The sequence below is a fragment of the Arthrobacter sp. SE2 genome (assembly GCF_058244265.1).
Genome location: NZ_JBZAYA010000006.1, coordinates 179,019 through 197,296, shown reverse-complemented (window position 1 = coordinate 197,296; position 18,278 = coordinate 179,019). Strand labels below are relative to the sequence as shown.

The 18,278-nt window shown below is 65.4% G+C and carries 22 protein-coding genes; 15 read left to right on the top strand and 7 right to left on the bottom strand.

The features are described 5' to 3' along the window. Window positions 1-66 precede the first annotated feature (66 nt). Window positions 67-1,401 carry a phosphoribosyltransferase family protein gene (locus AC4CS3_RS10855; protein ID WP_490783471.1) on the bottom strand — a complete coding sequence of 445 codons (1,335 nt, stop codon included), beginning with the start codon at window positions 1,399-1,401 and terminating at the stop codon, window positions 67-69. A gap of 234 nt (window positions 1,402-1,635) precedes the next feature. On the opposite strand from AC4CS3_RS10855, the gene AC4CS3_RS10850 reads away from it, so the two are divergent. From AC4CS3_RS10850 to AC4CS3_RS10795, 12 genes are all read left to right on the top strand, one after another. Continuing rightward, window positions 1,636-2,616 (top strand): CapA family protein, encoded by a 981-nt coding sequence (locus tag AC4CS3_RS10850; protein ID WP_490783470.1) that lies wholly within the window; start codon window positions 1,636-1,638, stop codon window positions 2,614-2,616. Window positions 2,617-2,728: 112 nt separating this feature from the next. Further along, window positions 2,729-3,145: a hypothetical protein gene (locus tag AC4CS3_RS10845; protein WP_490783469.1), complete on the top strand. Its 417-nt coding sequence runs from the start codon at window positions 2,729-2,731 to the stop codon at window positions 3,143-3,145. Between the two features lie 157 nt (window positions 3,146-3,302). Next, on the top strand, window positions 3,303-3,929 hold the full coding sequence (locus tag AC4CS3_RS10840) for a dihydrofolate reductase family protein (protein ID WP_490783468.1): 627 nt from the start codon (window positions 3,303-3,305) through the stop codon (window positions 3,927-3,929). Continuing rightward, complete coding sequence (locus tag AC4CS3_RS10835) at window positions 3,926-5,014, top strand: DNA polymerase IV (RefSeq protein ID WP_490783467.1); 1,089 nt, start codon at window positions 3,926-3,928, stop codon at window positions 5,012-5,014. The genes AC4CS3_RS10840 and AC4CS3_RS10835 overlap by 4 nt, the downstream gene beginning before the upstream one ends. Window positions 5,015-5,154: 140 nt before the next feature. Beyond that, the gene (locus tag AC4CS3_RS10830; RefSeq protein ID WP_490783546.1) at window positions 5,155-5,748 is read left to right on the top strand and encodes a sulfite oxidase-like oxidoreductase; all 594 of its coding nucleotides are present in this window, start codon (window positions 5,155-5,157) and stop codon (window positions 5,746-5,748) included. Window positions 5,749-5,758: 10 nt separating this feature from the next. After that, window positions 5,759-6,496: an FAD-binding oxidoreductase gene (locus AC4CS3_RS10825; RefSeq protein WP_490783466.1), complete on the top strand. Its 738-nt coding sequence runs from the start codon at window positions 5,759-5,761 to the stop codon at window positions 6,494-6,496. Then, complete coding sequence (locus tag AC4CS3_RS10820) at window positions 6,493-6,840, top strand: DUF6510 family protein (RefSeq protein WP_490783465.1); 348 nt, start codon at window positions 6,493-6,495, stop codon at window positions 6,838-6,840. Before AC4CS3_RS10825 ends, AC4CS3_RS10820 begins: the two co-directional genes overlap by 4 nt. An 89-nt stretch (window positions 6,841-6,929) precedes the next feature. Further along, window positions 6,930-7,886, top strand: a complete 957-nt coding sequence (locus tag AC4CS3_RS10815; RefSeq protein WP_490783464.1) for an MTAP family purine nucleoside phosphorylase — start codon at window positions 6,930-6,932, stop codon at window positions 7,884-7,886. Continuing rightward, the gene (locus AC4CS3_RS10810; protein WP_490783463.1) at window positions 7,883-8,947 is read left to right on the top strand and encodes an NAD-dependent epimerase/dehydratase family protein; all 1,065 of its coding nucleotides are present in this window, start codon (window positions 7,883-7,885) and stop codon (window positions 8,945-8,947) included. Before AC4CS3_RS10815 ends, AC4CS3_RS10810 begins: the two co-directional genes overlap by 4 nt. A 126-nt stretch (window positions 8,948-9,073) precedes the next feature. Continuing rightward, complete coding sequence (locus AC4CS3_RS10805; RefSeq protein ID WP_490783462.1) at window positions 9,074-9,850, top strand: glycosyltransferase family 2 protein; 777 nt, start codon at window positions 9,074-9,076, stop codon at window positions 9,848-9,850. Further along, on the top strand, window positions 9,847-10,551 hold the full coding sequence (locus tag AC4CS3_RS10800) for a TIGR04282 family arsenosugar biosynthesis glycosyltransferase (protein ID WP_490783461.1): 705 nt from the start codon (window positions 9,847-9,849) through the stop codon (window positions 10,549-10,551). Before AC4CS3_RS10805 ends, AC4CS3_RS10800 begins: the two co-directional genes overlap by 4 nt. Next, window positions 10,548-11,312: a methyltransferase domain-containing protein gene (locus AC4CS3_RS10795; RefSeq protein ID WP_490783460.1), complete on the top strand. Its 765-nt coding sequence runs from the start codon at window positions 10,548-10,550 to the stop codon at window positions 11,310-11,312. Before AC4CS3_RS10800 ends, AC4CS3_RS10795 begins: the two co-directional genes overlap by 4 nt. Here AC4CS3_RS10795 and AC4CS3_RS10790 read toward each other — a convergent pair. Together AC4CS3_RS10790 and AC4CS3_RS10785 are read right to left on the bottom strand one after the other, a co-directional pair. Further along, the gene (locus AC4CS3_RS10790) at window positions 11,273-11,785 is read right to left on the bottom strand and encodes a hypothetical protein (RefSeq protein WP_490783459.1); all 513 of its coding nucleotides are present in this window, start codon (window positions 11,783-11,785) and stop codon (window positions 11,273-11,275) included. The two genes, AC4CS3_RS10795 and AC4CS3_RS10790, sit on opposite strands and share 40 nt — an antisense overlap. Next, window positions 11,785-12,993 (bottom strand): molybdopterin-dependent oxidoreductase, encoded by a 1,209-nt coding sequence (locus AC4CS3_RS10785; protein WP_490783458.1) that lies wholly within the window; start codon window positions 12,991-12,993, stop codon window positions 11,785-11,787. Before AC4CS3_RS10785 ends, AC4CS3_RS10790 begins: the two co-directional genes overlap by 1 nt. A 121-nt stretch (window positions 12,994-13,114) precedes the next feature. On the opposite strand from AC4CS3_RS10785, the gene AC4CS3_RS10780 reads away from it, so the two are divergent. Next, on the top strand, window positions 13,115-14,518 hold the full coding sequence (locus AC4CS3_RS10780) for a glycosyltransferase family 87 protein (protein WP_490783457.1): 1,404 nt from the start codon (window positions 13,115-13,117) through the stop codon (window positions 14,516-14,518). Between the two features lie 123 nt (window positions 14,519-14,641). Here the strand turns inward: AC4CS3_RS10780 and AC4CS3_RS10775 are convergent, their stop codons facing one another. Next, on the bottom strand, window positions 14,642-14,938 hold the full coding sequence (locus AC4CS3_RS10775; RefSeq protein ID WP_490783456.1) for a hypothetical protein: 297 nt from the start codon (window positions 14,936-14,938) through the stop codon (window positions 14,642-14,644). 103 nt (window positions 14,939-15,041) lie between these two features. After that, on the bottom strand, window positions 15,042-15,524 hold the full coding sequence (locus tag AC4CS3_RS10770; protein ID WP_490783455.1) for a MarR family winged helix-turn-helix transcriptional regulator: 483 nt from the start codon (window positions 15,522-15,524) through the stop codon (window positions 15,042-15,044). A 123-nt stretch (window positions 15,525-15,647) separates the two neighbouring features. Here AC4CS3_RS10770 and AC4CS3_RS10765 point away from each other — a divergent pair, with 123 nt between their 5' ends. Both AC4CS3_RS10765 and AC4CS3_RS10760 read left to right on the top strand, forming a co-directional pair. After that, the gene (locus AC4CS3_RS10765; RefSeq protein WP_490783454.1) at window positions 15,648-16,316 is read left to right on the top strand and encodes a maleylpyruvate isomerase family mycothiol-dependent enzyme; all 669 of its coding nucleotides are present in this window, start codon (window positions 15,648-15,650) and stop codon (window positions 16,314-16,316) included. Window positions 16,317-16,419: 103 nt separating this feature from the next. Next, window positions 16,420-17,343 (top strand): alpha/beta fold hydrolase, encoded by a 924-nt coding sequence (locus AC4CS3_RS10760; protein ID WP_490783453.1) that lies wholly within the window; start codon window positions 16,420-16,422, stop codon window positions 17,341-17,343. Window positions 17,344-17,352: 9 nt separating this feature from the next. Here AC4CS3_RS10760 and AC4CS3_RS10755 read toward each other — a convergent pair whose 3' ends face one another. Then, window positions 17,353-17,814, bottom strand: a complete 462-nt coding sequence (locus AC4CS3_RS10755; protein WP_490783452.1) for a GyrI-like domain-containing protein — start codon at window positions 17,812-17,814, stop codon at window positions 17,353-17,355. A gap of 25 nt (window positions 17,815-17,839) precedes the next feature. Continuing rightward, window positions 17,840-18,145, bottom strand: coding sequence for a hypothetical protein (locus tag AC4CS3_RS10750; RefSeq protein WP_490783451.1), 306 nt, complete (start codon window positions 18,143-18,145; stop codon window positions 17,840-17,842). Window positions 18,146-18,278: the final 133 nt, after the last annotated feature.

Below are 18,278 nucleotides of genomic sequence, written 5' to 3'. Positions count from 1 at the left end.
TCCCGTGGCGGCAATGCTAGCCCCGGAGCGATCAGACGTTCAAGGGGCGGCGGCCCGACCTCTGCATCAAGGGCTTCGGTTCCCCGCGCCGCCCTCTCCGTGCGGCAGGTACTGAACAAACCAGTCCACGGCGAGAATCGCCGCCGCCTCCAATGTTCCGGGTTCTTCGAACAGGTGGGTGGCCCCCGGGACAAGCTCCAGCCGGTTGGGGCAGCCCATCATGGCTTGTGCCCGGCGGTTGAGTTCGAGCACCCTGTGATCCGCGCTGCCGACAATCAGGAGTGTCGGGGCGCGGACAAAGGCAAGCCTCGCGCCAGCCAGATCCGGACGGCCTCCCCTCGAGACGACTGCGCCGATCTTCTCTCCCAGTTCGGCTGCCGCCCACAACGCGGCGCCGGCGCCGGTACTCGCGCCGAAGTATCCCACGCTGCGTGAGGCCGTGTCCGGCCTTCTGCCGAGCCATCCGGTTGCCGCAATCAGCCTGCGCGCAAGCAGTTCGATGTTGAACACATTGGCACGATTGAGCTCCTCCCCTGGGCTGAGCAGGTCAAGGAGCAAGGTCCCGAGGCCCGCCCGCTGAAGCGTTTTGGCGACGAATCTATTTCTCGGGCTATGGCGGCCGCTACCGCTTCCATGAGCAAACACCACCACGCCGGCGGTCGATCCGGGCAAGTGAAGGTGTCCTTGAAGCCACAACCCGTCAGAGGGGATCCGGACCTCCTCATCGACGCCGCGGTCTCCTGCCGTTGAAGAGGCGTTTTGCAGGCGCTCGGCGGCAGCGGCGAGCAGCCACACCACCTCGTCGTCGCCCGTCGGTGAGAAGTCACGGTAGTGGTAACCGACGGCCGTAAGCCGTGGAGGCGTAGCAAGGCACACCACCTCGTCCGGTTCCGTCAATCCCGCGAGGACGTCCGCCGAGGCGACAGGAACGGCCAGAATCACCTTGGCGGCCCCCAAGTTCCGTGCAATGCGGCATGCCACCCTGGCGGTTGAGCCCGTAGCGATCCCGTCATCGACGACGACGGCGATGCGGCCCCTCAGATCGACGCGGTCTCGGCCAGTACGGAAACGCGCAACCCGGTCCTCGAGGATAGCCCGCTCCCGTGCCTCGACAGACCGCAGTTCTTCCCGTTTGACCCTAGTGGCAGAGAGAACGCCTCGCTCGAGCGCATATGCGCCATCCTCCCCGATGGCTCCCATCGCGAGTTCGGGCTGGGACGGGACTCCCAGCTTCCGCACGACGATCACATCCAGCGGCGCGTCCAAGGCCACTGCAACCTCAAAAGCAACCGGAACGCCGCCGCGTGGCACCCCTAGGATGACTGCCTCTTGGCCACGCAGATGCGCCAGCCGCTGCCCCAACTGCCGCCCTGCGTCAGCCCTGTCCTGAAAAATTCCCATCCCCGCGACGTTCCCATCAAGCTGCCGCGCCACGCAGCAAGAAATGCACGGGGGGCGGCCTCCTGATTCAACTATTCCCCACGAATCCGGACCACGCGAGGCCTTTGCTGGAAGAACCGCTGAATCGGCACCCCTTCGGGGTCGACGGCGGATATCGCCTTTGTCGCTTGACTGGCACCGGGCGACGAACCGGCCCATCCTGATAACAAAGACCTGCGACGTTGGAGGTGGAGAATGCGGATTGCGCTCCTCGGGGATGTCATGCTCGGTCGGCTGGTTAACGACCTGCTCAAGGTGGCGGCTCCCGAGTATCCTTGGGGCGACACCCTCCCGGTCCTCCGGCAGGCCGACATCAGATTCGCCAATTTGGAAGGCGTTCTGGCGGACGACGGAACGCCTGCGGCCGGCAAGATGTATCACTTCCGCTCGGATGCCAAGAACGTGGAGAGCCTGCGCTCCGCGGCGATTGACGTGGTCTCGCTGGCCAACAACCATGTGCTCGACTACGGAGTCGATGCGCTATTGGAAATGCTGCCGACGCTCGATGAGCACGGGATCCTGCACGCGGGGGCAGGGATAGACCTGGAATCTGCCCGTCGACCGGCGGTCCGGCGGGTCAGGTCAACTGCGGTCGGCTTTCTCGCTTTCACCGATAATGAACCGGGCTGGGAGGCAACCGCCCGAGCTCCGGGAATCCACTATGTCCCTGTGGACACCGGTGACCGCCGGGTGAAGGAATTGCTGGACTTGGTCCGTTGGACGAAAGACCACAACCAGCTACTGGTCGTTTCGGCACACTGGGGCGCCAATTGGGGGTCCAAGGTCCCGCCCGCGCACCAGAGGTTGGCCCGGGCATTGATTGACGCGGGGTCCGACGTCGTGTTCGGGCATTCGGCCCACATCTTCCGCGGCATCGAAATCTACCGGGGCCGGCCCATCGTCTACAGCGCCGGCGACTTTATGGATGATTACGCGGTTGACCCGGATGAACGCAATGATCAGTCGTTCGTCTTCGTCGTGGAAACAGATGGAGACGTACCCCGCACTTTGCGCCTGTATCCGACGAACATCACCCACCTGCAAACTCGGCTGGCGAGCCGGAGCGCGGGGAAAATCGCTGAGCGGATGCAACGGTTGAGCAGGCAGTTCGGCACCCGGAGCACGTGGATCGAGGGCGACGGAGTCCTGGAAGTACCGATCGACGTGGTCTCATAACCATGGAAGTCCCGCTGGCACGGGAATCATGCCGGGTTCCCGTCCGTTCTCTCCGTTGATGACCTGCTTTCATTGGCGGGAACAGACACGACAGAAAGTTTGGGGACTGACCATGACGTTGAACGAAACCATTGCCCGTCTCCGGGCCGGGCACCTTATGGTCCGCGACGCCCAGGAGTGGGACAAGCTATCCACTGACTTGAGGCGCGCTTACGACAGCAATGACGACGAACTCATTGAACAGCTGCAGCCACAGTTCCTGCAGTCATGGAGGACAGTCACAAGATACGTCCTCCGCGACACTTTCGACGCAGCGGGCATCGCAGTCACCGAACCCAGCCATCCTTGGGGAATCGCAAGACTCACCGCAAACGGATCCAGTTGCGAACCACTCCTCTGCCACGCCGACGAAACAGACACGGGAAGGGCAGGGGCCGTCACCAAGAGCGGAGTCCAACTTCTCACTTTCGCGGACACCATGACCAGCTACACGGACTGCCTGTCGCGCCTGCTTGATGAGCTGGACTGAGCAACGATTTCCAACTCGAGGGGACAAACACCATTTAATCCATTGATTTCGCGACTTCCCTACAGGCTCTTGCCTTCCCGTTGCGCTCGCCGAAAAATGGGGCGTGTGGATGTCGATTCCGCGATATCCTGCTCGCCGTCATGAAAGGGAGCGCACCATGGGAATCATCGTGGTCGACTTGTTCAGCACCCTTGACGGTGTCTACCAGGCGCCCGGCGGACCAGACGAAGATCGCGAGGGCGGCTTCGAGTTCGGCGGCCGGCAGGCACCATACTTCGATAAGGAGTCCGGCGAGGCGATCGGCGCGGGAATCGAACGCATCGACGCGCTTCTCCTCGGCCGGAAGACGTACGACATCTTCGCCGGGTTCTGGCCAACCGCCCCGGCCGATGACCCGATCGCGGCCCGCTTCAACACCGTGCCGAAATATGTCGCATCACACACACTGACCGACCCCCTTTGGGCCGGGACGACGGTGCTGACGGATGTCGCATCCGAGGTCCGCGGGATCCGCGAACGCCATGACGAGACGCACGTCATCGGCAGCGGCGACCTCCTTCAGACCCTCCTCGCCGAGGACCTCGTCGACCGGTTGAATCTCTGGCTGTACCCGGTGACCTTCGGCACAGGCAAGCGGATCTTCCGGGACGGAACCATGCCAGCCGCCTTCGCGGTCACCCAGCAGCCTCGGGCCTTCCCGAAGGGCGCGGTCTGGCTCGTCTACGAGCGCGCGGGCGATCTGGTCACAGGCGTCGACATCGAGGCGGAGCGCGCACAGACATGACAACCGGTGGCGTGGGCGGAAACCCGTGGGTGCTGCACGTTGATCTCGACCAGTTCATCGCAGCGGTCGAAGTGCTCCGGCGGCCGGAGCTTGCGGGCAAACCGATCATTGTCGGGGGCCGCGGCGACCCCACGGAACGGGCTGTGGTGTCGACCGCGTCCTACGAAGCCCGGGCGTTCGGCGTGGGTTCCGGAATGCCCTTACGCATTGCCGCGCGGAAAGTGCCCGACGCCGTGATCCTGCCCGTCGATCAGGAGGCCTACCTCGCGGCGTCTGAAACGGTGATGGCTACCCTGCGCGCGCAGCCCGGCGCCACAGTGCAGGTGCTGGGTTGGGATGAAGCCTTTGTAGGGGTTGAGACAGAGGATCCGGAAGCCTACGCCCACCAGGTGCAGGCCGCCGTCCTGGCGCGAACGCAGCTGCATTGCAGCGTGGGCATTGGCGACACCCTGGTCCGGGCCAAGGTCGCCACCGGGTTCGGAAAGCCAGCCGGCGTCTTCCGCCTCACCGGCGGGAATTGGCTTGATGTCATGGGCAGCCGGCCCACCAAGGAGCTGTGGGGCGTCGGCAGCAGGGTGTCGGCCCGGCTGGCCAAACTCGGCATCAACACCGTCGCCGAACTCGCCGCTTCCGACCCCCAGGATCTGGTCCCGGAGTTCGGCCCCAGGATGGGTCCGTGGTATGCACAGCTCGGACGGGGCGACGGGACCAGCGTTGTGGACGACACCCCGTGGGTTGCCCGCGGGCATAGCCGCGAGACCACCTTCCAGCAGGACCTGAGCGATCCGGCCCAGGTGGAGGACGCCGTGCGGGAGCTGGCAGCGCATGTCCTTGAGGATGTTGTGGCCGAAGGACGGCCCGTCATCGGGCTGACCCTGAAGGTCCGCTACGCGCCGTTCTTGACCACAACCCAGGGGAAGAAGATTCCGGAGACCTTCGACCGGAACGAAATCCTCGCGCGGGCCTTGGAGCTCACGGCCGGAATCGAGGCGGGCCGCCCGATCCGGCTCCTGGGCCTGCGTGCCGAAATGGCAATGCCCGACGACGCCCGAAAGGGGCACACTCCCACGCGCGGCGGTTGGTGACGGCGTCGTTCCCCTCCTTACCAGAATGGAGCGGTGTTCATCAGGCCTCCAATGCCCAGTGTCTAGACCCCGCCCGGCCGTTGCCCTATCGTGGGGGAACCGGGCACAGTCGGCTTGAGTCTCCGCATCGGAGGAACATGATGGGCATCATCTCTTCTGGATTTCATGGAAGACGGCAGAGCGGCAATCCGGCGTTGCCACCGGGCCAATATGAGACCGGCAGCTTCCCGGTTCTTACCGCCGGCCCCGCTCCCTGGATCCCCACTGACGACTGGGAATTCTTCATCACTACTGAGGCAGGGCAGCGCCATGCGTGGTCCTGGGCCGCCTTCATGACGTTGCCCCAAATGGACATCGAAACGGACATCCACTGCGTGACCAGCTGGTCCAAGCTGGGCACGACGTGGCGGGGAGTGTCCTTGGATTCTCTATTTGAGAACGTGGAAACAAACTGCAGTTTCACGATGGCCCACTCCTACGGCGGATACACGACCAACGTCCCGCTCGAGGACCTTCTTGGCGGCCGGGCGTGGGTGGCTTGGGAATTCGACGGCGAACCGCTCGAACGCGCCCACGGCGGACCTGCCCGTCTCCTGGTGCCGCATTTGTACTTTTGGAAGAGCGCAAAGTGGATCAACGGCATCGAGCTGACGCAGACTGACGTTCCTGGTTTCTGGGAGTCCAACGGCTACCACCTCCACGGCGACCCGTGGCGGGAGGAGCGCTACTCATGAGGTACGCCGGATGAGCACCCTATGGCGCGTGGCCGACGTCGTGAGCAGCATGCCCGAGACGGAAACCGCCAGGACCATAGGGCTGCGGGTGAACGGCCTGAACGGCAACCTCGCCGGACAGCACATCGACATCCGCCTCACCGCCGACGACGGGTACTCGGCCGTGCGCTCGTACTCTGTGGCTAGGGCAGGCATGAACGAGACCCTGGAGATCACCGTTGACGAATTGGCCAACGGAGAAGTCTCCCCCTATCTGGTCCGGGAACTGGCCGTCGGGGACCAGCTGGAGATCCGCGGGCCGGTGGGTGGCTGGTTCGTCTGGAAGCCGACCGATACAAACCCCGTTCAGCTGATTGCCGGAGGATCCGGCATCGTGCCGCTCATGTCCATGATCCGCGCCCACCATGCATCGGAAAATCCGTCGCAGTTCCGGCTGCTCTATTCGCTCAAGTCACCCGGGGCGGGGTTCTACCGTGAAGAACTCGAAACCCTGGGCGAGGAATCCAGCAAGCTCATCATCGACTACGTCTACACACGCAAGGCGCCCGCGGACTGGCCGACTGCCCCGCAGCGGCTCACAGCGGAAACCCTGCTGGCCAACATCTTGCCAACGGATCCCACTCCGGACATCTTCATTTGCGGCCAGACCGTCTTCGTGGAAACAGTCGCGGAATGGCTCGTGCGGGCGGATTACCCCGCCGCCTCGATCAAGACCGAGCGCTTCGGCGGAACAGGAGGAACCCGGTGAGTGGCAACAACGGCTCCGATTCCCCGGACGCTCCGGATCCGGACCTCGAGGATCAGGACATCGCCGGACTCGCAGGCAACGCGATACCCCACCTGGACGGAAACGCGGTGGCAGGACCGCTCTGGGAACTGTTCCGCTTCGATATCGTCGCAGCGATCGGACGGTGCAAGCACTGCGGCGCGGTCCGAGTCTTCGGGGAGGCGATGGTGTACGTTGACGCTCCGGGAATCGTCGTGCGCTGCGCTTCCTGCGAGGGCGTGCTGCTTCGCCTCGTGGAGACGCCCACACGGTACTGGCTCGATGTGAGCGGACTCAGTTATCTGCAAATCGAGCGAGACGGTTAGGGTTGCGATCCCCGTGTCACAGCGTCCGCGTTCGGGATCCGTAAGAATTCACCCGCGACGGCGAGGGCCGGCGTTGGGATGATGGGGTCATGTCACCGCTCCCCGAAAACAACGCAGCACCCCGTGCACGGATTGCAATAATAGGCGGCACCGGCCTGTACAAGCTGCCCGGGGCCGTAGTGCTCGACACGCTGGACATACAGACGCCGTTCGGGCCACCCTCGAACGCCGTCACGGTCGCCCGGCTGCCCGCACCCGACGACCCGGACGGTCCCGGCGGCGAGGACGACGGCGGCCCGCTGGTCGCATTCCTGAGCCGGCACGGCCGCGGGCACGGCGTTGCTCCGCAGCAGATCAACTACCGCGCAAACCTCTGGGCCCTTAAGAGCCTGGGCGTGGAGGCCGTTATCTCCTCCGCGGCGGTGGGCGGGCTGGTTTCGAGCCACGGAACCGGCACTTTTGCCGTACCTGATCAGGTCCTGGACAAGACCTGGGGCCGCGCGGACACCTTCTACGACGGCTCGCTGCCCACCGGGGTCCAACACTTGCCCGCCGCCGAGCCCTACAGCGCGCCGTTGCGCGCGGCACTCATCGCAGCCCTGGAGCGCGAAAGGGAAGACTTCGCCGGGGCGGCCACCCTGGCCGTCATCAACGGTCCGCGATTCTCGACCAAGGCCGAGTCCGCGGCCCTGGTTCAGTCCGGCGCACATCTGATCAGCATGACCCAGTACCCGGAACCGATGCTCGCGGCGGAGTTGAACATGCACTTCGCCGCCCTGGCATTCATTACGGATGCCGACACCGGGCACGACGGTTCCGAACCCGTGACGGCGGAACTGGTTCTGGGCCGACTGGCGGCCGCGCAGCCGCGGATCCTCGCGGTGTTGTCCGACGCGGTGCGGACAGTGTCCGCGGGGTTGGCCGGCGCTGAACCAACGAACGACGGCGGAATGTGGCGGATGGCGCTCATGCCGCCCGCCGCGGTGGCCACCGTGATGGGAGCCACCGGCCCGGCCAGCCATGGTACGAAACGAACAGGGCCATGAGGATTCTGGTCACCGGCGGGGCCGGTTTCATCGGCAGCCACATCGTCGATGCTGCCGTGGCGCGCGGCTGGGAGGTCCGGATCCTGGACTCATTGGATCCTTTGGTGCACCCGGATCGACCGCCGGGAATTCCTGGCGTGCCCCTGCTCGTGGGCGATCTGGGAAACCCGGCAGCCGTGGCAGAGGCGCTCGCGGGAGTCGACGTCGTCGTGCACCAGAGCGCCAAAGTGGGCCTCGGAGTGGACTTCTCCGATGCTCCGGACTACATCCGCAACAACGACCTGGCCACGGCCGTCCTCCTGGCCGGCATGGCAGCCTCAGCCGTCGACAAACTTGTCCTGGCTTCCTCCATGGTGGTCTACGGCGAGGGCGCTTACACCGATTCAACTGGCAGGCCGGTCCACCCCGGCCCGCGCCGGGTCGAGGATCTGGAGCACGGAGTGTTTGACCCCCGCGACCCTGCCACCGGCGAGCTGTTACTCCCTGCGCTGGTTAGCGAAGACGCGGTCATGGATCCGCGGAACGTCTATGCTGCCTCCAAATTGGCCCAGGAGAACCTGGCTTCGGCGTGGGCGCGCTCAACCGGAGGCACCGCCGTCGCACTCCGGTACCACAACGTCTATGGCCCTCGGATGCCCAAAAACACCCCCTACGCGGGCGTGGCCAGCCTGTTCCGTTCTGCGCTGGCCCGTGGAGAGGCCGTGCGGGTGTTCGAGGATGGCGGGCAGCGGCGCAGTTTCGTCCATGTCCGGGACGTTGCGGAGGCGAATCTGTTGTCCATTGACACGTTGGCGGGAGGCCGGATTGCTCCTGGCAGCCTGAGGGCGTACAACATCGGCGCCTCGGAGGTCCACACCGTAGGGCAGATGGCGGCAGTATTGAGTTCGCTTGCCGGCGGGCCTGAGCCGGTGGTCACAGGTGACTTCCGGCTGGGCGACGTCCGGCATATCACCGCCAGTTCGGCCCGTGCCAACGCCGAGCTGGGTTGGATCCCCAAGCACGGTTTTGAGGACGGAATGCGCGAGTTCGCCACCGCACCGCTGCGCGGCGATCAAAGCTAGGGCGCCGGAGGGTAAACGTCCCGGTTCCGTAAGGATTTCCGCCTGTCGCGCCGGGCCTGCGGATTCTACGGTCAAAGGGTGGAGAAAGAGCAAAGCGGTTCACGCGGTCCGCACGATGGAATCGGCATGGCCGGCATCCCAAACGGACCGGCTGACGACGACGGCGGTCAACCCGCAGCGCTCGTGGACGTGGTGCTGCCGTGCCTCAACGAGCGTTCGGCCCTTCCCAAGGTGCTCGGAGCTCTGCCGCCCGGATACCGCGCGATCGTCGTGGACAACGGATCAACCGACGGCTCCGGTGCCCTGGCCGCCAGCCTGGGGGCCACCGTCGTCGACGAACCGAGGCGCGGCTTTGGCGCAGCAGCACATGCCGGACTGCTCGCCGCCACGGCGGAGTTCGTCGCATTCTGCGATTGCGATGGTTCACTGGACCCCGCCCAACTGGCCCCGATGCTGGACCTCGTCCGCACCGGTCGTGCCGACCTGGTGTTGGGTGCGCGGCGACCTGCCCGCGGTGCCTGGCCGATCCACGCCCGCTTAGCCAACATGGCCCTGAGCCGGCGGTTGCGTCGGCTCACCGGCATTCCTGTCACGGATCTTGGCCCCCTCCGCCTTGCCCGCCGCGGCGCTCTCCTGGGACTGGACCTCGGGGACCGACGCAGCGGCTACCCGCTGGAAATGTTCCTCAAGGCCCACCGCGACGGCTGGCGTGTGGCCGAGATCGCGGTCGACTATGCACCCCGCTTGGGGAAGTCCAAGGTCACGGGGACACTCCGCGGAACTGTCACGGCCCTCAAAGACATGGCGACGCAATTGGCCGCCGCTTCGAGGCGGACACCGGAGACGAAGGACGGCAGACCGGCGGATCGGCCACCGGCCGATGCCCAAGGAGTGACGCCGTGAACTTCTCCATCGCCGTCATTGCCAAACAATGCGTCCCCGGCAGGGTCAAGACGCGCCTCACTCCCCCGCTCACCCCGGTGCAAGCCGCAGCCTTGGCCCAGACCAGCCTGAGCCAGACGCTGGAAACAGTCCGGTCCCTTCCCGCGGCCAGGTGTTTGCTGGTGTTTGAGGGCACGCCGCAACCAGGGGACGCCGCGGGTTTTGAAGTATTCGCCCAGGGTGCCGGTGGCCTGGACGAGCGGCTGGCGGCCATCTGCGCGCTCACGGACGGACCGTTGCTGATCCTGGGCATGGACACGCCCCAGCTATGCCGGGAGCAGTTGGACCCGCTGCTGGCTGACTGGGCAACCCCCGCTCCGGCACCGCATCGCCGCGCGTGGTTCGGCCCGGCGTCGGACGGCGGCTTCTGGGCTTTGGCCCTGTACAGGCCCGACGGCGGTCTGCTCCGCGGCGTGGCAATGTCCACCCCGCAGACCGGAGCGCAGCAATTGGAGCGGCTTGCCGGCGCGGGCCTGGACGTGGGACTGCTGCCCGTCTTGACGGACGTGGACCATTTTGCCGATGCCGTGGCTGCCGCGCGGGAATGCAACGGAACCCCGTTTGCCCTCGCAGTGGAGCGCCTGAGCATGGAACTGCCGGCAGCGGCCATGCCGCTTGTGGTGCCGTCCGGGGTCGTGCCCACGTGGAGTTCCTTGCGATGAGCATCCAGGCAGTCCCCAAGGGTTCCGGCAGCCGGGCTGACTCTTTTGCTGCGGGCACCGGCCCGCTTGCCCTCTCTGGACAGGCCCTCTTTGGTGAAGCCCTCTTTGGACAGGGAGGACACGAACCGTACGCCCGTAGCTTGCCCCACGGCCTGGGTTGCCTGACACTGCGTCCGGAATCTACGTTGACAGAGTCCATCGGGCCGGTCCACTTCAACATGCTCGGTTGGTCTGGCCCGGCCACGGCAGGCGAGCGCGAACTACTTCGCACCCTCCGTGGGCCCGTTCTCGATGTGGGCTGCGGCCCCGGCCGGATGCTGGAGGCCGCCCGGGAACTGGGGCTAGCGTCCATGGGCGTCGATTCGAGCCCCGCCGCCGTGCGGCTGGCAACCGACCGTGGGGGCGCGGCCATCCTTGGCTCCATCTTTGACCCCGTCCCGCACGAGGGAAGTTGGGGTTCGGCCCTGTTGCTGGACGGGAACATCGGCATCGGCGGGAACATCCGGCTGCTTCTGGAGCGTGTTGCCTCACTGCTGGCGCCGGGCGGGCAAGTGCTGGCAGAGGCCGAAGCCCCGGATTTTCTCGATGTGGCCTATCCGGCGGTGCTGGAAGATTCAGATGGACGCGCCAGCGCGGCCTTTCCCTGGGCCCGCGCCGGGTCGAAAGCGCTAGCTTCCCATGCGGCCCGGGCGGGGCTGGATTCCGTGGCCACCCGGACGGTTCAGGACCGGTTCTTTCTGACCTTGGAACGGCGGCCGTAGAGTCCGACGGCGGCCACAACCGCAGCCGCGGCCACCACCAGGACCACCCAGAAAACGCCCAAGGCCAGCACATAGTCCCCCTGCAGGACGGTGCCGTTGGCGCCGCTGCCCGGACCGCTTGGCTGGAGCACCTGCTGGGCGCGAATCACCGGGGCTCCCACCAAGGTCACTAGCGCCCCCACCAGCAGTGCGCCGCGCACTATCCCCTGTTGAAGGGGGCCCAGCCCATACGTCAGCCGCGACAATCCGCCACCGGCCAACGTTGTCAGCGGGACCAGCACGCCGTCGTGCACCAACAGCGCCACGGCAAGCCAGGCCACCACGCCGATCAGCTGGGCAGGTGGCACATTGGCCAGGAATCCGAAGAGCGCATAGCCGAGGGCCGCAAGGCCCAGGGCGCCCAATGCCGCCCTCACCCACCAGACGGTCCTGCGTCCCGCCGGCGCCGACGAAGCCACCAAGGGGAGCCGCATCAGATCACCTCCACTTTATGCACCCATTTGGTCTGCAGGACCCCCGGGCGTCCGGGTGCGATGATCCGCGCCGGATAGCCATGGTCGAGGTCCAGGGGTTCGCCGTTCAGCTCTAGCGCCAGCAGTGTCTGCTCGTCCTGGCTGTATGCAGCTGGCATGAAGGAGCGCCCATAGACGCCGCCCTTCTCCATGCTGGAAATCTGCAATTCGGCATCAGGTGGCGCGCCCACCGTTGCCATGAGGTCCCGGATCCGGACACCGCGCCATTGTGCCCCTTGGCTCCAGCCCTCCACGCAGGCGATGGGCAATCCGTAGCTGTACTGCGGCAGGGCCGCCAGTTGTTCCAGCGTGAATGTCTTCTGCACGGATCCCGAGGCCACAGTCAGCACCCAGTCGGGGGCCAGCGCAGCGTCCGCCACACCGGCCTGGGCCGCGGTCCTGTTGATGGGTACTCCCTGCGGTCCGGTATCCATTCGGCGCGGCGCGAAGAGGTTCAGGCCCGACAGCCAGGCGAAGGACTGGCCCGCCGTCGTCAAGACGACGACGCCGGTCCCGGCGGTCAGTGCCGCCAGGAAACCCCTGCGGCTCCAGCCGTGCCCGGTTCCAGGCCTTACGGCGGCCGGAACTGTCTTGCTGTCCGGCACTCCCCCCTCAGGGGTGGCAGCGATGGCGGCCGCGTCCGATCGACGGCTCCAATGGGCCAGGATAAGGGGCATCTTGACAGCGACGTGGAGCGCCAAAGATCCGATGATGACCCAGGCCAGCCAGTAGTGGACATCCCTGAAGGAAAACGGCCAGGGGTACCACTGGAAAGTGTTGAGCAAGCCGATGGTGACTTCCACCAGTGAAGCGGCCACGAAGAGCGCAATCGAGGCCCGTTCGAGTGCATGCACCACGGATTTCAGCGGAGGCCAGCGCAAGAGTTCGGGGTACACGGACCATAGCTTGGCCGCCAGGAGCGGGATGGAGGCTATCCCGGTGGTGACGTGGATGCCCTGCGTAGCAACGTACAGCCACGCGGGACGGGTGAGGAAAAGCATCCAAGCCGGCGGATCCTGCAGAAGGTGGCTGAACAGCCCGGTCAAGAAACACATAGTGAAGGCAAGGCCGAGCCAACGGCCCAGCACCACCGTCAGCCGCCTGCTGCGCAAGGGCGAGGAGAACCGTCCGTTCACCGCTTCCATCCGCTGTTGGAGGAAAGTGGTCAATCTGTCCATACCTTGATCACACCACCAAGACCCTTCGGTCGTCCCGGTCCAGACCTTACGAAACGCAAACGGTCCCTTGGGTTCATGGCCTGGGTGCGTGCAAGTGATGCAGGATCAAAGGGTGAGCGAATCAACACCCCGGCGGGCGTCTGGGACTTCGGCTGCGTTGGCGGCGCTGGCCCTGGTGGCTTTGCTCGCCGTCGTCGTCTGGTGGACGGTCACTAACGATCCGTCCGCGGAGTGGGTGTCCCCATTTGGCACGCTGGCTGCCTGGACCGTCTTCGTCCCGGCAGCACTGGTGGCGCGGCGCATCCCGGCGCGCCACGCGGCCGCCGTCGTCCTCCTGGGCTCCCTGCTGGTGGGAGCCGCGGCCATCGCCGCACCGCCGGCCACCAGCAACGATTCCGCACGGTATGCGTGGGACGGCATCGTCCAGAAAGCCGGAATCTCTCCCTATGCCCACGTTCCGGCGGACGAGGCGCTGCGGCCGCTGCGGCCGGCCTGGCTGTTCCAGGACGCCGGACCGGATGGAACATGCCATAGCAATCCCTTCCCCACGGGTACCGAGACCACCACCAACACTCCCGGCGGCAGCACCCTGTGCACGGCCATCAACAGGCCTGCCGTGCCCACCGTCTATCCCGCGGTCGCAGAGTTGTATTTTCTGGCAGTGCGGCTCATCCCTGCTTCCGAGGTGGGGTTCATTGCCTTCCAGGCGGCCGGGCTGCTGCTCAGCCTCGCCATAACGGTGGCGTTGCTGGCGTTCCTGCGCCGCACCGGAAGGCCCGCACACCAAGCCGCGTGGTGGGCTTGGTCTCCGCTGGTGGCCTTTGAGGCCGTCAACGGTGCGCACGTGGATGCGCTGGGCACCGCTTTGGCCTTGGCGGCAGCTCTGTTGCTGGTGGGCGGCCGCACACTGGGTTCCGGAGTGGCCTTTGGCGCGGCGGTCGCCACGAAACTCATTCCGGTCATCAGCGCCCCGGCCCTGCTGTACCGGCGGCCGGTCCGCTTCGTCTCCGCGGCCGTGGCCACGTTTGCCGTCGCGTACGTACCGTACGTCCTCGCCAGCGGTTGGGCTGTCCTGGGCTATCTGCCCGAATACCTTCGTTCGGAAGGGTACGACGGACAGGACAGCCCGCGCTTCACCTTGTTGAAGCTGGTGCTCCCTGCCGGTTGGGCGGGGCCGGCCGCACTCGTGTTGCTGCTTGCTCTCGCCATTTACGTGTGGCGGACCACCGACGTCGCCCGGCCCTGGGACGGACAGGTCTTGATGGTCGGAGGAATGCTGCTGATCGTTTCGCCCAGCTACCCCTGGTACGCACTGCTACTTCTGCCGTTCGTCGTGCTGAGCCGTCGCTACGAGTTCACCGCCATCGCTCCCGTGCTGGCCCTGATGTATTTCAGCGGCGCCGAACCCTACGGCCCGTTGGCCGCGCGACTCGGCCTGGGCGCCGTCGTCGTGCTCGTGGTGCTTGCAACGGTGGTGAGGCGACGCTCGCTGCAATTCCGGCGGACAAGCAAATGACTTCTGCCGGGCCATCTGATGCGGCCTCGGTCCCGATGGAACGCGAAGGACCCCTCGCCATCCGCTTGTGACAGCGGATCGGCAAGGGGTCCTTCGAAGCCTAGGTGAGCGCTGAGATGCGGGTCAGGCCATGGCCTGGTTGATCTGCAGCGTTCCGCCGCGCGTGACGAACGGGTGGGAAGCGAGCAGTGCGCTCACGGCGTCGGCCGAGTCTGCTTCCAGAATGGAATAGCCGAGGATATCTGCAACGGCCTCCGGCGCCCCTGTGGCGACTTGACCCGCGAAGCCCAGCGGTGCGCCGGGATCTGTGACCGCCGGACCGGCATTGCCAAGCCACGCCATGAAGTCTTTCCGGGCAGCTTCCATTTCGGCCGGATCCGGATGCCCTGCGCCGTGATAGGTGATCAGAAATTTGGCCAAAATGACTCCTCAGTTTGGATCGTCCGCTGCGAGGTTCCCCGCAGCATCGCCAGTGTACCCGGCCACCCTGACCACGCAGCTGGTGAAGAGAGGTAGCCCGCGTCTAGCTCCCCTCGGGCAGATCTTTGTTTGTCGCCGTCGACGCGGTCTCCGGCATCTCTTCACCCCAGCGGACAGACCCGAGCCGGCGGATAACGGCCACCAGCTTGTCGCGCAGTTCCTCCACGCCGCTTTCGACGCCGGGCGCTAGATTCCGGGCAAGCGTCCGAGCCTGGGCAAGGGCCGTTTTGCCCAACTCGGAAACAGCCACCCGCTGCGAGCGCCCATCCAGGCGACTCCGTTCCCGGGTAATGTGCCCGTGCGCTTCCAGCCTCGAAAGTGTCTGTCCCATGGTCTGCGCCTGCACCCGGACTTTGACTGAAAGCCGGGCCTGCACCATGGACCCTTCCGCATCGAGAACTTCCAGCGCAATGACCCCCGCATGGGTCAGGCCCAGGACGGCAAGCTCTTCATTCCAGGCATGCTCGACCAGTCGCGCTGCAGTCGAGAGCAACCGTGGAGTTGTCCAGTCGTTTAAGTCCGGCATACTCCCAGCATAGTAAGCTTGCTTCCTATCTACAGCTTGTCTGTATGAAATGGGTGGACCCATGACCATATTCGGCTGGCACATTATGCTCGCCATATGTCGCCGGATCGCTATCTTACTGAATTGGCCAGCAGCCTTGACCGCCTAAGGGCCCTGGCACGCCAGCCCGAGGGCATTCTGACCCGCCCTGTGCCGGCTTGTCCTGGCTGGACGCTCAAGGAGCTCTTCGGGCATCTGGGGTCAATCGAACGTTGGGCAGCCGAAATAGTCGTTTCGGGCAAGTTCATCGATGAACCGGCACCACCGGCCACCGGAGCCGTAACGTGGTTCCTCGAAGGCGCGGACGCCTTTCTTGGGACGATGTCGGCGCTCGATCCCGAAAAGCCGTGCTGGAACTTTGGGCCTCCCCCGCGAAAAACCGGATTCTGGCTTCGACGCCAGGCACATGAACACGCCGTCCACCTCATCGACGCATGCCAAGCATCAGGGTTGGCGGTCCCCTCCTTCGCAGCAGATTTCATGCTCGACGGAATCGACGAAATCCTGACGATGTTCACTCCGCGACAGCTTCGCCTGGGACGGATGCCCCAGCCGGAAGGGGCAGTGACCTTCCACATACCCGGAGCCCGGAGCTGGAAACTCGGCCAAGGGGTAGCCGAAGCTTCCATTACCGCCCCGCTGGCCGGGATGTACCTGGGTCTCTGGGGCCGCTCCAACCTCGCAGAAACAGCTCTCATCGAAGGTGACAAAGCGCTTGTCGTCCGCGTTCTGCAAGGCCCCCTCACCCCCTGACCACCAGGTTTTCGGCTTATATGCATAGCGGCGTCGGCCGTCGATTCAAGTCCCATCCGGTACCTCTGCGGCTACGAACCAGTTTCAGCGAGTAGGAGCAAACGTGACCAAGAGTGTTCAGCAGCATAGCGCCGTTACGCTGAAGCGGCATGTCTTTCCCACGGAGCTGGGTCCCTGCATGGTGCGTGTCCAGCAGGGTACCCGGGGACGGTGTGCCGCGTCCGGCACGCCGGAGGTCTACCTCCACGGCGCCGCGGGATCCTGGACCACCTTCCAGGCACTCCATTCCCGGATGCCGCTTTCCGGGGCACCAGACCGTGACCGGGTCCTTATTGATTTGCCGGGCTGGGGCGAATCGACGAGCGGTGCCCGGCTGGAACACTTCGGTATCGAGGCGATGGCACGCGCCGTCACCGGGGTGCTGAATGCGCTGGGCTACCGGCGGTGGAACCTGGTGGGCCACTCCATGGGAGGCTTCCTGGCCTTGCACATGGCAGCGGCATGGCCGGAACAGACCGCCAGCGTGGCCGCCATTTCGGCCACCACATTCAGTGTGTCCGACGCGTGCCGCGCGCCACTCCCCGGCCTTTACAGATTCCCGTCATTCGCAGGCATGCTGCTGGCCATGCGCTCCATGGCGGTCCTTGGTCCGGCGGGGACGGCACTGGTCCGTACCATCGCCACCACACGCCTGATGCGACCGTTGATGTCCCCGTTCTTCGCAGACCCCGCAGCCATTCCACCGGCGGTGTTCCGCGATCTCGGCGACGACGCCCGGCCGGCCAGCTTCTCCGCTGCCGCCAGGGCCGCCGCGGACTACGATTTCAGCCCGTGGCGCGGCATCCTCTGCCCGGTGCTGGCGATCCGCGGCGACAGCGACGTGTTCACGCCCGAGCCTGACCTGGCCCGGTTGGCAATAATGGTCCCCCACACCCGGCTGGCGACAATCCCGTACTGCGGCCACTTTGCCCACAACGAGCAGCCCGACCAAGTGCAACAGCTGCTCCACGAACTGTGGTCCCGGTGAAGCGTTGCCCTACTTCAGCAGGTGCACGATCGTCGTTTCGGTGTCGGCTGGATCGGGTGTCGGATCTCCATAGATCTCCCAGGAGTGACCGGCAGACTCCCTATGATTCGCCGCCATCCACTCCTCGATCGCCTTGTATGCCGCGTCCATGCGGTGGTAAGGCCCACGGTGGACTGCTATGGCAGCCTGGCCCGCGGGGGTTTCGGTTGCGTAGACCTCCCCCGCCGTTTGAAAGGTGCGCGTGACTTCGACGCCGAAGTCGCACAAAAGAGGCGCGTCGGGCGTGTTCGGGTGGTGGTACACGAAGATGTTGTGGCCGTGCGTCCACAGGCCCGGCTGACTCCGAATGAAGTCCCAGACCTTGCCCACCGCTGGCCCCCATGCCGAGCCGACTTCGTCCGGCGCGATCTCGCGCCGGACGGCGGCCAGCTTGCGCGGGCTAACAGTCTGTACGTTGACGGGGACCGACATGCCAGGGATCGGCTCGGATCTTCAGCTAGTACTTGTCCGCGGAGTCGACGGATTCCCCGACGGTGATTTCAGGGGCCACACTGGGATCGCCGCCGACCGAGCCGATGAACGCCTGGATCTCGGGATCACCGAAGAATTTCTGGAATGCATCTGTCGATTCCCATTCATCGACCACGAGGACAAACCCGTCCCCGACCGCGAACTGATGGTGGATTGCGCCCGCCGCCCGGCCGCGCTCGCCCCACTGGCGGTACTCGTCCGCGCGTTCCTCGAGCGACTTGGCGAAAACGCTCGTGTCACCGGAAATCTTGCTTGCAATGATGACTGACATGATGTGACCTCCTATGGCCTGAATTCGGCTCGTGGCAGCCAACCACACGACGATGCGCCTGAACGGTCTGACACGTGAAAGACCATACTCACTCCGCCCGGCAACCGCCCGAGTGGCCACTACTTGTCATTCG